We start from the raw sequence: 13,322 nt of genomic DNA on the forward strand, positions 1-13,322 counted from the left end.
GGCCGGCGAGCATGGTATGATGACCTTGAGGAATCTGGAGGGAGGCATGGCGCCTTGAAGATATTCATCGACACGGCGAACGTGGCGGAGATCCGGAACGCGGCCGAGATGGGGATCCTCAGCGGAGTGACCACCAACCCGTCTCTCGTCGCCAAGGAGGGCCGCGATTTTATCGAGGTGTTGAAGGAGATCACCACCATCGTCGACGGGCCCATCAGTGCCGAGGTGGTCAGCCTCGACGCCGACGGGATGGTCGACGAAGGGCTGCGGTTGGCGGAGATCCACCCGAACATCGTCATCAAGGTGCCGTTGACGGCCGAAGGGTTGAAGGCCGTCCACCGGTTCGCGAAAAAAGGGGTACGCACCAACGTCACCCTGGTGTTCAGCGCCAACCAGGCCCTGTTGGCGGCGCGCGCGGGCGCGTCGTTCGTCAGCCCCTTCATCGGGCGGCTTGACGACATCAGCTTTGACGGGTTGACGTTGATCCGCGACATCGCGGAGATCTTCGACATCCACGCCATCGAGACGGAAATCATCGCCGCGAGCATCCGGCATCCCATGCACGTGACGGAGGCGGCCAAGGCGGGGGCGCACATCGCCACCTGTCCGTACGCCGTGATTGATCGGATGATCAAACACCCCCTGACCGACCAGGGGATTGAGCGGTTCTTGGCGGATTGGAGCACGGTGGCGAAGAAGTAGGATGGTGTGGACGCGTCGCTCCACTCCTGCGCTGAAGCGAGCCGTTCCGCGACGCGTCCACACCATTGAGCAGACGTGATAGAGGTTGGGTGCGTTGCGCGAAGCGTCTCGCGTTAGCGCAAGAAGCGTAGCAGTTCGTGCGTTAGCACGAACGCACCCAACGAGCGACACGCCCCCACCACAAATCGTAGGGAGTGGCAGAATGAGTCAGGTGAAAGAGATGGACGCGCACGAGATCATCGAGTTTATCCGCACGAGCGAGAAGAAGACCCCGGTGAAGGTCTATCTGAAAGGCGATCTCGACGGCATCGACTTCGGCCCCGGGGCGAAGGTGTTCGCCACGGGCGGCGTGGGCGTCGTGTTCGGCGAGTGGAAGGACATCCAGCCGGTGTTGGAGCAGCACAAGGACAAAATCCAGGACTTTGTCGTCGAGAGCGACCGGCGCAACTCGGCCATCCCGCTGCTCGACACGAAGAACCTCCGCGCGCGCATTGAGCCCGGCGCCATCATCCGCGACCGGGTGACCATCGGCGACAACGCGGTGATCATGATGGGCGCCGTGATCAATATCGGCGCCGTCATTGGCGAGGGCACGATGATTGACATGAACGCCGTCGTCGGCGGGCGCGGGACCATCGGGAAGAACTGCCACATCGGGGCGGGCGCCGTGATCGCAGGCGTCGTCGAACCGCCGTCGGCCAAGCCGGTGGTCATCGAGGACAACGTCCTGGTCGGGGCGAACGCGGTCATCCTGGAGGGTGTGCGGGTCGGACGCGGCTCGGTCGTCGCGGCGGGCGCGGTGGTCATCGAGGACGTGCCGGAGAACGTCGTCGTGGCGGGCGTGCCGGCGCGCGTGATCAAGCAAATTGACGAGAAGACGCAGGCCAAGGTCGAGATTAAGCAGGAGCTGCGCCAACTGTGACCACGGACCCGAGGTGGGTGGCCATCCGCCGCGCCCTGCACCAGATCCCGGAGCCGGGCTTCGAGGAGGTCGAGACGCAGCGGTTCCTGCTGGACCAAATCGCCCGGATGCCGCAGGACCGGCTGGAGGTCGCCACGTGGCGCACCGGGATCCTCGTGCGGGTGCGGGGGACGGGGCGTCGGGCGGGATCGGCGGCGGAAAAACCGCGCGTCATCGGTTACCGGGCGGACATGGACGGGCTGCCGATTGCCGAGGAGACGTCGTATCCGTTTCGATCCCGCCATCCGGGCTACATGCACGCCTGCGGCCACGACCTGCACATGACCATCGCCTTGGCGGTGCTCGACCACTTCGCCCGTCACCCGGTCCCGGACGACGTCCTGGTGGTGTTCCAGCCGGCGGAGGAGGGCCCCGGCGGCGCGCTGCCGATGTTGGAGAGCGAGGCGTTCCGCCGCTGGCAGCCCGACCTGATGCTGGCCCTGCACATCGCGCCCGAGTACCCGGTCGGCACCATCGCCACCCGGCCCGGCATCCTCTTCGCCAACACGTCCGAGCTCTTCATCGATCTCATCGGCCAAGGGGGCCACGCGGCCTACCCGCACCGGGCCAACGACATGGTGGTGGCCGGCGCGCACCTGGTGACGCAGCTGCAGAGCATCGTGGCCCGCAATGTCGATCCGCTCGACAGCGCGGTCGTCACCATCGGCAAGCTGACCGGCGGCACGAAGCAGAACATCATCGCCGAGCGCGCCCGCCTGGAGGGGACCATCCGCACCCTGTCGCGCGAATCGATGCAGCGCGTGAAGGCGCGCATCGAGGCGTTGGTGCGCGGGATTGAAGAAGGTTTTCAGTGCCGCGCGGAGATTGACTACGGGGCCAACTACATGCAGGTGTACAATCACGAGGATTTGACGCGGGAGTTCATGGCCTTCGTGCGCGAGCGGCAGGCGGCCGAGCTGGTGGAGTGCCGCGAGGCGATGACCGGCGAGGACTTCGGCTATTTTCTCGCGGAGATTCCCGGCTTCATGTTCTGGCTCGGTGTCGACACGCCGTACGGGTTGCACCACGCCAAGCTCGAGCCGAGCGAGGACGCCATCGGCGTGGCCGTTCGCGTGGTGACGGAGTACATCACGTGGAAGTCGGCGCGGTAGGAGGCCCGGTTGGGGTTTCCGTCGCGATCGCGCTCAAACCAGTCAGGGGGCCCAGGCCGGGCCCCCGCTTTGTGGACGATTTCCATAACATAAAAATCGTGCGTATCGTTCTGTCGCCGCCGGATGATAACCTCAAATTTTTTCTTACCACGCAAAGGGCTCACCGACGGCGGCCTTCAGCCGCGCGGAGTCCAGGCCTCCGACCGGCACGACGACGCTCACTGACGCCCCTCCAGCGTCTGCACAAACCGCTCCAGCCGGTCCAGGCCTTCCTTCAGGTCCTCCCGGCTACACGCGTACGAGATGCGCACATATCCTTCGCCGAAACGGGAGAAGGCGTCGCCCGGGACGACCGCCACCCGCTGCTCCTCCAACAGCCGTGTCGCGAATTCCAGCGAAGACAGGCCGAACCGGCGGATCGACGGGAAGATGTAGAAGGCGCCCTGCGGCCGCGTCACCTCGAGTCCCATGGCGGCGAGGCAGTCGTACACGTAGTCGCGCCGCCAGCGGTACTCTTCGCGCATCGGGCGGGCGTCGTCGGCCCCTTGCGTCAAGGCCTCGATGGCCGCGTACTGGCTGATGGAGGTCGCGCACATGGCGCTGTACTGCAGAACCTTGACCATGTGGCGCGTGATCTCGGCCGGAGCGAACAACAGCCCGATGCGCCACCCGGTCATCGAGTGGGACTTGGAGAGGCCGTTGACGACGATGGTTTTCTCGCGCATCCCCGGAAACTGGGCGATGGAGACGTGCTGCCCGTCGAAAACGAGCTCGCTGTAGATCTCGTCGGAGAGCACAATCAGATCCCTCGGGCGCAGGAGCTCGGCGAGCTCGCCCAGCTCGTCGCGCGTCAGCACGGAGCCGGTCGGGTTGGAGGGGTAGGGCAGGATCACGCAGCGAGTGCGCGGGGTGAGATACGGTTCGAGCAGGCGCGCTGTCAGCTTGAAACCGTTGCGCGTGGTGTCCGCGAACAGCACCTTGCCGCCGCAGATGCGCGCGACCGGCTCGTACCCCGGATAGACCGGGGCGGGCAGCACCACCTCGGCGCCTTCCGTCAGAATCGTCCGCAGCGCGATGTCGATGGCGTGACTGGCCCCGACGGTGACGAGCACCTCATCGTCCGGGTGGTAGTGGAGACCGTATCGATCGGCCACGAACCGGGCCGCGGCCTGGCGCAGGGCCGGGATGCCCGCGTTGGGCGTGTAGCTGGTGTGGTTGGCGTGGATGGCCGAGATGGCGGCCTCCTTGACATGCTCCGGGGTGGGAAAGTCCGGCTGTCCGATGGTGAGCGAGATGGCGCCCGGGTATTGGCTGACCAGATTGTAGAACCGGCGGATGCCGGAGATCTGGATGTTCTTCACGCGTGGGTTCAACAGGTGTTCCATGGTCTGCTTTCGCCCGCTTTCCGGAGAGTTGTTCCAGTCCATTATACCGGAGGGTGGCACCCTCCATGACGTTGCGCATAGGATCTATCCGCAGGGAAGAGAAACATGGAAGAGGGGAAACGCCCGTATTCGTATGGCCCATTCCTCGCATCGTGCTATACTGTTAAAGGCAAAGATCACTGCGGGGTGGGGATGCGTTTGGATCGCGAATTGGCACTGGAGATCGTCCGCGTGACGGAAATGGCGGCTCTCAGCTGCGCCCGCTGGATGGGGCGGGGCAAGAAGCACGAGGCGGATGAGGCGGCCACCTCCGCGATGCGGGCGATGTTCGACACGGTGCAGATGGACGGGACCGTGGTCATCGGCGAGGGCGAGATGGATGAGGCGCCGATGCTGTTCATCGGGGAGCGGCTCGGCACCGGGGCGCCCCCGGCGGTGGACGTGGCGGTCGATCCGCTGGAAGGCACGAACATCCTCGCCAAAGGGCTGTGGAATGCGATGGCCGTGGTCGCGGTGGCGCCGAAGGGATCGCTGTTGCATGCCCCGGACATGTACATGGACAAGATCGCCGTGGGCCCGAAGGCCAAGGGTCGGGTGCATCTGGATGCGTCCATCGAAGAGAACCTGCGCGCAGTGGCAGAGGCCACCGACAAGGACATCTCCGACGTGGTCGCGGTGATCCTCGATCGGCCGCGGCATCAGCACATCATCGAACAGGTGCGGGCGGCCGGAGCCCGCATCAAGCTGATCTCCGACGGCGACGTGGCCGCGGCGCTCAACACCGCCTTCGACGAGACGGGCGTGGACATCCTGTTCGGCCAGGGCGGGGCGCCGGAGGGCGTCCTGGCGGCGGCGGCGCTCAAGTGCCTGGGCGGCGAGCTGCAGGGCCGTCTGATGCCCGAGGACGAGGCGCAGCTGGAGCGCTGCCGGGCGATGGGGATTGAGGATGTGCGCAAGGTGCTGATGATGGATGATCTGGTCAAAGGGGACGACGCCATCTTCGCCGCCACCGGTGTCACCGACGGGGAGCTGCTGCGCGGCGTCCGCTTCATCGGCAAGTCCAGGGCGAAGACGCACTCCATCGTGATGCGCGCGAAAACCGGGACGGTCCGCTTCATCGAAGCGGTACATGATCTCTCCCGCAAGCCCCTTCCCGACATCGCGCCCGTGTCCTGAGGACACGGGCCGGCGGGAACGCCACACACACGCCTCTATGAAAGAACCGCCGAACCCAGCATAGGATAGGATCCAGCGGGTAAACATGTTATAATGGCCGAGGTAAACCGCATCCGGGCTCAGCCTGAGCGGTCTTGGAAACGGCACGAATGCAGACGGTTTCAGGGCCGAACGCCCGCAAAGCGGGAAAGAAGAATGTGGGGGACGCCTATTGGACATCCGTGAATTGGAGTCGAAGAAGCTCACGGAGCTGTACAAGTATGCCCGTGAGTTCCAGATCCCGTCCTACGGGAATATGAAAAAGCGCGAGTTGATCTTCGCAATACTCAAGGCGCAGGCAGAGCGCGACGGACTCATGTTTGCAGAAGGCGTTCTCGAAATCATGCCCGACGGATACGGATTCTTGAGACCGGTGGGATACCTGCCGAGCGCCGAAGACATCTACGTGGCGGCCTCCCAGATACGAAGATTTGACCTTCGGACCGGTGACCTGGTATCCGGCAAGGTCAGGCCGCCAAAAGAAAACGAACGGTACTTCGGACTGCTCCACGTGGAAGCCGTCAACGGAGTCAGCCCCGAAGAAGCCGCGGAACGCCTGCATTTCCCAGCACTCACTCCTTTGTTTCCTCAACAGCACGTCGTTCTTGAGACGACTCCGGACAAAATCGCAACCCGCCTGATTGACCTGTTCGCACCCATCGGGTTCGGGCAGCGCGGCCTGATTGTGGCCCCGCCGAAGGCCGGGAAGACCGTATTGTTGAAGGAAATCGCCCACAGCATCGCCACCAATTACCCGGAAGCCACGTTGATGGTGCTGTTGATTGACGAACGCCCGGAGGAAGTCACGGATATGCAGCGCTCCGTCCGAGGAGAGGTCATCGCCTCCACCTTCGACGAGGTCCCGGACAATCACATCAAGGTGGCGGAGCTGGTGTTGGAGCGCGCCCTGCGGCTGGTCGAACACAAGCGCAACGTCGTGATCCTGCTCGACAGCATCACGCGTTTGGCCCGCGCTTACAACCTGGTCGTGCCGCCGAGCGGGCGGACGTTGTCCGGCGGGATCGATCCCGCGGCCTTCCACCGGCCCAAACGCTTCTTCGGGGCGGCGCGCAAGGTGGAAGAGGGCGGGAGCCTCACCATCCTGGCGACGGCCTTGATTGACACCGGCTCGCGCATGGACGACGTGATTTACGAAGAATTTAAAGGAACGGGCAACCTGGAATTGCACCTGGACCGGCGGCTTGCGGAAAAGCGGGTGTTTCCCGCGCTCGACATCCGCCGCTCCGGCACCCGCCGCGAGGAGTTGCTGCTCCCGCGCGAGACGCTGGAGAAGGTGTGGGCCATCCGCAAGTCGATGGGGGACAATCCCGACTTCACGGAGCTTTTCATCCGCAAGTTCAAGCATTACAAGACCAACCAGGAATTCCTCGACAGCCTGGAGCTGCACAAGGAGAAGAAGGCGTAAGTTTGAACACCGACATCCAACCTCTCTTGGTCTTCGCCGATCACCAGGGACAGGTCATGAATCACCATCGTCTGCAGCCGGTGGGCAGAACCGGATCGTACCTGACCGAGGTGCGCCCGGAGGAGTGGATCCCGCTGCCGGAGGGGGCAAGCCTGGTCTGGCTGCCGGGGACGCGGGCCATCGGACTGGATCCCGGGTCGGGGGAAATGGTCCATCTGGACGGGGACGCGTATGCGGTCGGCGCGCTGTTACCCCAGGGCTTCACGCGTCTGTTGCTCCCCGGCTATGTCAAACGGAAGGGCGCCGAGCCGCTGCCGCTGTTCGGCTACACCGCCGTGGGGTGGTATGACGGCCGGTTTTACGTCGCTGCGGACGCCACCGACGATCCCTCGATGTGGAACCCGGCCGCGGTGCCGGAAGAGGACGTGGAACGGGCGGTCCGGGAGTTGCTTCGGTGGCACCCGGACAACCGCCTGTTTGAACATCTGTCCCACTGCGCGCTGACTTATGGCTGCATGACGGCGAAGAACACGTTTCTCGGCCGCCAGGAAGCTGCGCTGCCGGTCTCGTCGGCCTGCAACGCCGGGTGCGTCGGCTGCATCTCGGAACAGCCGGACGATGCGCCGTTCCCGTCGCCGCAGGTGCGGCTCGATTTCCGGCCGAGCGTGGAAGAGCTCGTGGACGTCATGATGACGCACATCCGCCGCAATCCGCACGGCATCGTCAGCTTCGGCCAGGGCTGCGAGGGGGAGCCCGCCACGCGCTGGGTGGACATGGTTCGCGCCATCCGGGCGGTGCGCGCCGAGACGCGAGACGGGTATATCAACATCAACACCAACGGCGGGCTGACCAAGCCGCTGCAGGTGGTGGTCGACGCGGGCCTCGACCTGATGCGCGTGAGCATCATCAGCGCCATCGACGACCATTACAACGCCTACTACCGGCCGCGCGGCTATACCCTGGAGGACGTGGCCGCGACCCTGCGGTACGCGGCCGACCACGGGGTGTACACCTCCATCAACTATCTTGTATTCCCGGGGGTGACCGACCGGGAAGAGGAGATTGAGGCGATGGTGGCGTTCCTGCGCCGGACGGGAGTCCATCTGGTGCAGATGCGGAATCTCAACATCGATCCCGAGTACTATCTCAGCCGCATCCCGTCCCAACGGGGGGAACTGTACGGCATGCGCGCGGTGATGGACATCTTCCGCGCCGAGGTCCCGGGGATTGAGATCGGGTCGTTCTCACACGTGCCTCCGCCGGAATGGCGGCGCCGGGCGTGACCGCGGCCACGGGCCGCCGGCCGCGCCCGGCTTTTCGTCTGGGTGGACAGGATCTTTTTCAGAGGACCCCCTCCCCAGGGACGATGGGAGTGGATTACAATATCATTCCAGATTGTCATTCCAGGTCCGGCCGTCGCATGAGGCGGTGACGACGCGCAAGAATCCAACTTGGTGAGTGCGAAGGAGGCGATGGGTGGGATGCGTACACCGCAGCTTCGATCGCTGGCGCTGATCGCCTTCCTCGTCCTGGTCTGGGGGACCACCTGGCCGGTGTACAAACTGGCCCTGAACGACACGCCGCCCCTGTTGTTCTCGGGCATGCGCACCCTGCTCGGCGGAATCGGCCTGGCGCTGGTGGCGTTGCCGCGCTGGCGGGAGATCCGGTGGCGGGCGTGCCGGGGGATGTACGTGATCTCCTGCGTGTTCAACGTCATCCTGTTCTTCGGCCTGCAGACGGTCGGATTGACCTTTTTGCCGGAAGGCTTGTTCACCGTCCTGGTGTATTTGGAGCCCGTCTTGGTCGGCCTGCTCGCGTGGCTGTGGCTGCGTGAACAGATTTCGGCGGTGAAGATCGTCGGGCTGTTGCTGGGATTCGCCGGCGTCGCCGCCGCCAGCGCAGGGAATCTGAGGGCGGGGGCGTCGTTCACCGGGATCGCCATCGCGCTCATCACCGCGGCCGGCTGGGCGGTGGGTACGGTGTACCTGAAGCGCATCCAGGGAAAGGTGGACCCGTTGTGGCTGATTGCCATCCAGTTCATCCTGGGGGGCGGGGTGTTGACCGGACTCGGGCTGTGCACGGAGCGTTGGACGGATATCCACTGGACACCTGAGTATGTGTTCGGCCTGCTGTACGGCGCGGTGTTCGGTGTCGCCCTGGCGTGGATCGCCTGGTTCCGGCTCGTGCAATCGGGGGAGGCGAGCCGGGTGGTGGCCAACACGTTCCTGGTGCCGCTCATCGCGGTGGCCTGCGGCGTGGTGTTCCTGCATGAACCCTTCAACACGTCCCTGCTGCTCGGGCTGGTGCTGATCATCGCCAGCATCTGGCTGGTCAACCGGCGGGTGGAACCGCGCCGGCCGCGGACGCAGGGATGGAGGACGGGCATCCAGTAGATCCCGGCCTTGGCTGTCCAGCCGCAGGGTGACGTTGTTCGCGGGAATGCGCACCCTGCTCGGCGGGATCGACCCTGTGCTGGTGGCTTTGCCTCGCTGGCGACAGATTCATGGCGGGGCGACGGTTCTAGTTCAGGGTCATCAAGAAAATCCCAAAGCACATGAATAAAACGCCTAGCAGTAAATAAACCATTTTCAACAACCACCACGGGGTCAGGTCCAAAATCTTGCCGAGAATCCAGTCGGACAGTGTGCCAGCGCGAAGGGAACGTTTGGCATACTCTTGTTTTTTGTGGGATTCCTTATCATAACTGAACGACGCGAACACCATGGAACATCCGCATCCTATGAAGAAGATTGCCAAAAGCATTCCACCAATATATGTCTTTTCCGGGTTGAGGAATAGGGACAACGCACCAATCCCTACGGATGTCCAAAACAGTATCTTTGCGATTCGCTCCACTTTCTCCACCTCGTGTGTACATGTCCATCCATCGACGCCACCATCTATTTCAGGATTGACCGAGCTGACACGAGGCAACCGTCCGCTCCGCGACCGAGCCACCAGGCGGGGCCATCAACAAAAAATCCGGCCCAACGCCGCGCCCGCCGCGGACTTAGGGATGGAGACCCGGGCACCCTGTAAATCCGGTTTGTGGCAGATTACCTGTCCGGTATGACACGCGGGGCGGTTTATGATATACTGGACGACAGTGTCGAAACAGGGTGCATCGCATTGCACCGCAAAGCGAGGTGAACCACATGAAGACCGCGATTCATCCGGAGTACCATGTGACAACCGTCACCTGCGCCTGCGGAGAAACGTTTGAAACCGGTTCGACCAAGCAGAACCTGCGCGTTGAAATCTGCTCCAAGTGCCACCCGTTCTTCACCGGCAAGCAGAAGCTGGTGGATGCCGGCGGGCGTGTGGAGAAGTTCAACAAGAAGTACGGTCTCAAACCGGCTCAAGAGTGATCCGAAGACGCAGCGCCGCGCCTGCCGATTGGGCAGGCGCCGTTATTTTTATGGGAGTGGGGCGCTCCGCGAAGCGGCTTGCGAAGCACAAGCGGAGCGGAGCGCCCCACTCCCTCACCTGTTTGGCGTTCTACGACGGGCATTTCATCAACGGAGTGCCATGCTTCATATCCTCATAGGCCGCGTGGGCATTTCACGAAGTGTCTTGCGAAGCACAAACGAAGTGAAATGCCCACGCAAAAGCACAAGCGGAGCGGAGCGCCCCACTCATCGTACATGGAGCGCGATCCCGTTGGTGAACCTACCCTCGGGAGGTGGGTTCATGCGAAAGCGAACGGGGTGGATTGGTGCGCTCGCGGTGCTGGGGCTGTTGGCCCTCGGCGGCTGCCGCGAGCATCCGAAGCTGCAGACGAATCAAGCGGCCGGGAGCGTCGAACAACAACTGGATCGGCGCGATGTGGACGTCGACGGGGACGCGGATCGCGCCAAACTGTCCGGATACAACGATACCAACAACCCGCAGCCGGACCCGCGCAGCGTGTCGCCCGCTCACGGGGCGGGGACCAACCTGACCCACGGGCGGTACTCCGGCAACGCGGAAGCGGATCGGGTCGCGCAATTGGCGCTGAACATCCCGTACGTGGGGTCATCGGCCGCCGTGGCGTCGGGCCGCGTGATTCTGGTGGGGGTGGGGCTCGCGCGGACGCAGGCGCCGGGCGGTTCCCCGCAGCCGGATTTCACGCACATTCAGAAGGAGATCCGCCGCCGCATCCTCACCCAGGCGCCCGAGTTCCGCTACGTGTACGTGACGCGCGATCCGCAACAGGTGCGGGAGATCAACCGGATCGCGGACGGCCTGCGCAGCGGCCAGCCCCTCAGTGCCTATCAACATCGCATCGCCGCCCTGATGCAGCAGATGCAGCCGGTGCCGTGGCGTTGAAGCCGGTTTCGCACCCGGGTGTTGCGCACCCGGGCGGCCCGGCGTTCTCCAGGTCCGCCTTCCGTGCCTGACCATCCGGCCCCGCGTCGGTGTATACTGGAGGAACAGGGGCGTGGAGATGACATGCTGGAGACGATGTTCGATAAACTCGAAGCGATAGAGGCGCGGTACCGGCAGCTGGAAGACCTGCTGTGCCAGCCGGAGATCGTCCGGGACCCGGACAAGCTGCGGGTGTACAGCAAGGAGCAGTCGGACCTCAGCGAAACGGTCGAGGCGTACCGTTCCTACAAGCGTGTCCGCCAAGAGCTGCAGGACGCCAGGGAGATGCTGCAGGAGCGGCTCGACGAGGAGCTGCGGGAGCTGGTGAAGAGCGAGATTGAGGACAAGACCCGCCAGCTCGAGGACCTGCAGCATACGCTTCAGATCCTGCTGCTGCCCAAGGACCCGAACGACGACAAAAACGTGTTTCTGGAGGTGCGCGCGGCGGCGGGGGGCGAGGAGGCGGCGCTGTTTGCGGCCGACCTCGTTCGCATGTACACCCGCTTCGCGGAGCGCCACGGCTGGAAAGTGGAACTCATCGACGCGGGCTACACCGACATGGGCGGGTTGAGACAGGCGACGCTGTCCATCGCCGGCCGTGGGGCGTACAGCCAGTTGAAATTTGAGAGCGGGACGCACCGGGTGCAGCGGGTGCCGGTGACCGAGTCGGGCGGGCGCATCCACACGTCGACCGCCACGGTCGCAGTGCTCCCGGAGGTGGAGGACATCCAGGTGGAGATCCACGAGAAAGACCTGCGGATTGACACCTTCTGTTCCACCGGCCCGGGCGGGCAGAGCGTGAACACCACGCAGTCCGCGGTGCGCATCACCCACCTGCCGACGGGCATCGTGGTCTCTTGCCAGGACGAGAAGTCGCAGTTGAAGAACCGCGAAAAGGCGATGAAGGTCCTCCGGGCCCGCCTGTACGAGAAGTACCAGCAGGAGCAGCAGGCGGAGCTGGCCGCGAACCGGCGCAGCCAGGTCGGGACGGGGGATCGCAGCGAGCGCATCCGGACTTACAACTTCCCGCAGAGCCGCGTCACCGATCACCGCATCGGCCTCACCCTGCACCGCCTGGAAGCGGTGCTCGACGGGGACCTGGACGAGATCATCCAAGGCCTGATTGTGGCGGAGCGGGCGCAGATGCTGGAGGCAGCGGAGGCGTGACGGCGGTGCCATGGAAGACGTACGGGGATGCCCTGCGCTGGGTGTCCTCGTTTTTGTGCGATCACGCCGCAGGCGCGTCCTGGCAGACCCTCCCGGCGGCCGAGCGCGACCAGGCGGCGCGCGCGGAGGCGGAGACCCTGTTGCTGTGGGCGAGCGGCCGCACCCGCCTGCAGGTGTTGACCGGCCTCGCCGATCCGCTCCCCGACGCGGTCCAGTCTGCGCTTCGGGCAGCGGTGTCGCGCCGGGCGGCGGGGGAGCCGCTCCAGTACATCACGGGCGAGGCGCCGTTCTACGGCCGCCTCTTCAGGGTGCGGCGCGGGTGCCTCATCCCGCGCCCGGAGACGGAGCTGCTCGTGGAGCGGGCGGTCGCGTGGCTGCGGACGCATCGCCCGTCGGGCCGGGTGTGCGATCTCGGCGCCGGCAGCGGCGTCATCGCCGTCACGGTGGCTCTCGAAGTGCCGGAGGCCGAGGTGTGGGCCATCGACGTGTCGGCGGACGCGCTCGCCATCGCCGAGGAAAACGCCCGCCGTCTGGGCGCCCCGGTGCGGTTCTCGCGCGGCGATGGCCTGGCGTGGCTCCGGGGGGCAGCCGGCCCTCCGCCACCGCACCTCCTGGTCAGCAACCCGCCCTACATCCCAAGCGCGGACCTCGCCGGCTTGGCGCCGGAGGTGTGCGACTGGGAGCCGCGCGAGGCGCTGGACGGCGGCCCTGACGGGCTGGCGTACTACCGCGCCTTGGCGGGCGCCGGGCCGGGGGTGTTCCATCCGGCGGGCCCCGCGGCCCTCTTCTTGGAAGTGGGCATGGGCCAGGCGGAGGCGGTGATGGCGCTGTTCCGGGACGACGGGCGCTGGCGGGGTTGGCGGTTTGGCGCAGAACCGGATCTGCGCGGCGTCCTGCGGGTGGTGTGGGGGGAGCGTCCGGCGTGAGGACCGGGCGGACCCCGGCGGCCCGCGGGGCGCCCGGACAGCCATGGGGTGGACGCCGGGTTGCGGGCGGCTGCCCGGACG

The 13,322-nt window shown here is 65.1% G+C and carries 13 protein-coding genes; 11 read left to right on the plus strand and 2 right to left on the minus strand.

The window, feature by feature from the left end; all coding sequences use genetic code 11:
* The first annotated feature begins 54 nt into the window (after positions 1-54).
* The 3 genes from fsa (at position 55) to BM357_RS05980 (ending at position 2,775) form a co-directional block, all read left to right on the plus strand.
* The gene (gene fsa / locus BM357_RS05970) at positions 55-702 is read left to right on the plus strand and encodes a fructose-6-phosphate aldolase (RefSeq protein ID WP_074950627.1); all 648 of its coding nucleotides are present in this window, start codon (positions 55-57) and stop codon (positions 700-702) included.
* Positions 703-904: 202 nt separating this feature from the next.
* Positions 905-1,624 (plus strand): 2,3,4,5-tetrahydropyridine-2,6-dicarboxylate N-acetyltransferase, encoded by a 720-nt coding sequence (gene dapD, locus BM357_RS05975; RefSeq protein WP_074950629.1) that lies wholly within the window; start codon positions 905-907, stop codon positions 1,622-1,624.
* Positions 1,621-2,775 carry an N-acetyldiaminopimelate deacetylase gene (locus tag BM357_RS05980; protein WP_074950631.1) on the plus strand — a complete coding sequence of 385 codons (1,155 nt, stop codon included), beginning with the start codon at positions 1,621-1,623 and terminating at the stop codon, positions 2,773-2,775. The genes dapD and BM357_RS05980 overlap by 4 nt, the downstream gene beginning before the upstream one ends.
* A gap of 218 nt (positions 2,776-2,993) precedes the next feature.
* On the opposite strand, the gene BM357_RS05985 is transcribed toward BM357_RS05980, so the two are convergent.
* Positions 2,994-4,160, minus strand: coding sequence for an aminotransferase A (locus BM357_RS05985; RefSeq protein ID WP_074950787.1), 1,167 nt, complete (start codon positions 4,158-4,160; stop codon positions 2,994-2,996).
* A gap of 198 nt (positions 4,161-4,358) precedes the next feature.
* On the opposite strand from BM357_RS05985, the gene glpX reads away from it, so the two are divergent.
* From glpX to BM357_RS06005, 4 genes are all read left to right on the plus strand, one after another.
* On the plus strand, positions 4,359-5,336 hold the full coding sequence (gene glpX, locus BM357_RS05990; RefSeq protein WP_074950633.1) for a class II fructose-bisphosphatase: 978 nt from the start codon (positions 4,359-4,361) through the stop codon (positions 5,334-5,336).
* 211 nt (positions 5,337-5,547) lie between these two features.
* Positions 5,548-6,801: a transcription termination factor Rho gene (gene rho / locus BM357_RS05995; RefSeq protein WP_074950635.1), complete on the plus strand. Its 1,254-nt coding sequence runs from the start codon at positions 5,548-5,550 to the stop codon at positions 6,799-6,801.
* 56 nt (positions 6,802-6,857) lie between these two features.
* Complete coding sequence (locus BM357_RS06000) at positions 6,858-8,084, plus strand: radical SAM family protein (protein WP_074950789.1); 1,227 nt, start codon at positions 6,858-6,860, stop codon at positions 8,082-8,084.
* A gap of 198 nt (positions 8,085-8,282) precedes the next feature.
* A complete protein-coding gene (locus tag BM357_RS06005; RefSeq protein WP_074950637.1) occupies positions 8,283-9,194 on the plus strand; it encodes a DMT family transporter in 912 nt (303 codons plus the stop codon).
* Positions 9,195-9,321: 127 nt separating this feature from the next.
* Here the strand turns inward: BM357_RS06005 and BM357_RS06010 are convergent, their stop codons facing one another.
* Entirely contained in the window at positions 9,322-9,657 is a 336-nt protein-coding gene (locus BM357_RS06010; protein WP_074950639.1) for a hypothetical protein, read from the minus strand.
* Between the two features lie 299 nt (positions 9,658-9,956).
* On the opposite strand from BM357_RS06010, the gene rpmE reads away from it, so the two are divergent.
* The 4 genes from rpmE (at position 9,957) to prmC (ending at position 13,241) form a co-directional block, all read left to right on the plus strand.
* Positions 9,957-10,169 (plus strand): 50S ribosomal protein L31, encoded by a 213-nt coding sequence (gene rpmE, locus BM357_RS06015; protein ID WP_074950641.1) that lies wholly within the window; start codon positions 9,957-9,959, stop codon positions 10,167-10,169.
* A gap of 322 nt (positions 10,170-10,491) precedes the next feature.
* A complete protein-coding gene (locus BM357_RS19750; protein WP_074950643.1) occupies positions 10,492-11,109 on the plus strand; it encodes a YhcN/YlaJ family sporulation lipoprotein in 618 nt (205 codons plus the stop codon).
* 135 nt (positions 11,110-11,244) lie between these two features.
* Positions 11,245-12,315, plus strand: coding sequence for a peptide chain release factor 1 (gene prfA / locus BM357_RS06025; RefSeq protein WP_074950791.1), 1,071 nt, complete (start codon positions 11,245-11,247; stop codon positions 12,313-12,315).
* On the plus strand, positions 12,312-13,241 hold the full coding sequence (gene prmC, locus BM357_RS06030) for a peptide chain release factor N(5)-glutamine methyltransferase (RefSeq protein WP_083430237.1): 930 nt from the start codon (positions 12,312-12,314) through the stop codon (positions 13,239-13,241). Before prfA ends, prmC begins: the two co-directional genes overlap by 4 nt.
* The last annotated feature ends 81 nt before the right edge of the window (positions 13,242-13,322 follow it).

This window comes from Paenalicyclobacillus macrosporangiidus (assembly GCF_900116805.1).
GTDB lineage: Bacteria > Bacillota > Bacilli > Alicyclobacillales > Alicyclobacillaceae > Alicyclobacillus_H > Alicyclobacillus_H macrosporangiidus.

What these genes read in the sequence shown, in the direction of transcription:
- BM357_RS19750 (WP_074950643.1), top strand. Translation starts at nt 10,492, where the DNA reads ATGCGAAAGCGAACGGGGTGGATTGGTGCGCTCGCGGTGCTGGGGCTG.
- BM357_RS05985 (WP_074950787.1), bottom strand. Translation starts at nt 4,160, where the DNA reads ATGGAACACCTGTTGAACCCACGCGTGAAGAACATCCAGATCTCCGGC.
- dapD (WP_074950629.1), top strand. Translation starts at nt 905, where the DNA reads ATGAGTCAGGTGAAAGAGATGGACGCGCACGAGATCATCGAGTTTATC.
- BM357_RS06000 (WP_074950789.1), top strand. Translation starts at nt 6,858, where the DNA reads ATGAATCACCATCGTCTGCAGCCGGTGGGCAGAACCGGATCGTACCTG.
- BM357_RS06005 (WP_074950637.1), top strand. Translation starts at nt 8,283, where the DNA reads ATGCGTACACCGCAGCTTCGATCGCTGGCGCTGATCGCCTTCCTCGTC.
- rpmE (WP_074950641.1), top strand. Translation starts at nt 9,957, where the DNA reads ATGAAGACCGCGATTCATCCGGAGTACCATGTGACAACCGTCACCTGC.
- prfA (WP_074950791.1), top strand. Translation starts at nt 11,245, where the DNA reads ATGTTCGATAAACTCGAAGCGATAGAGGCGCGGTACCGGCAGCTGGAA.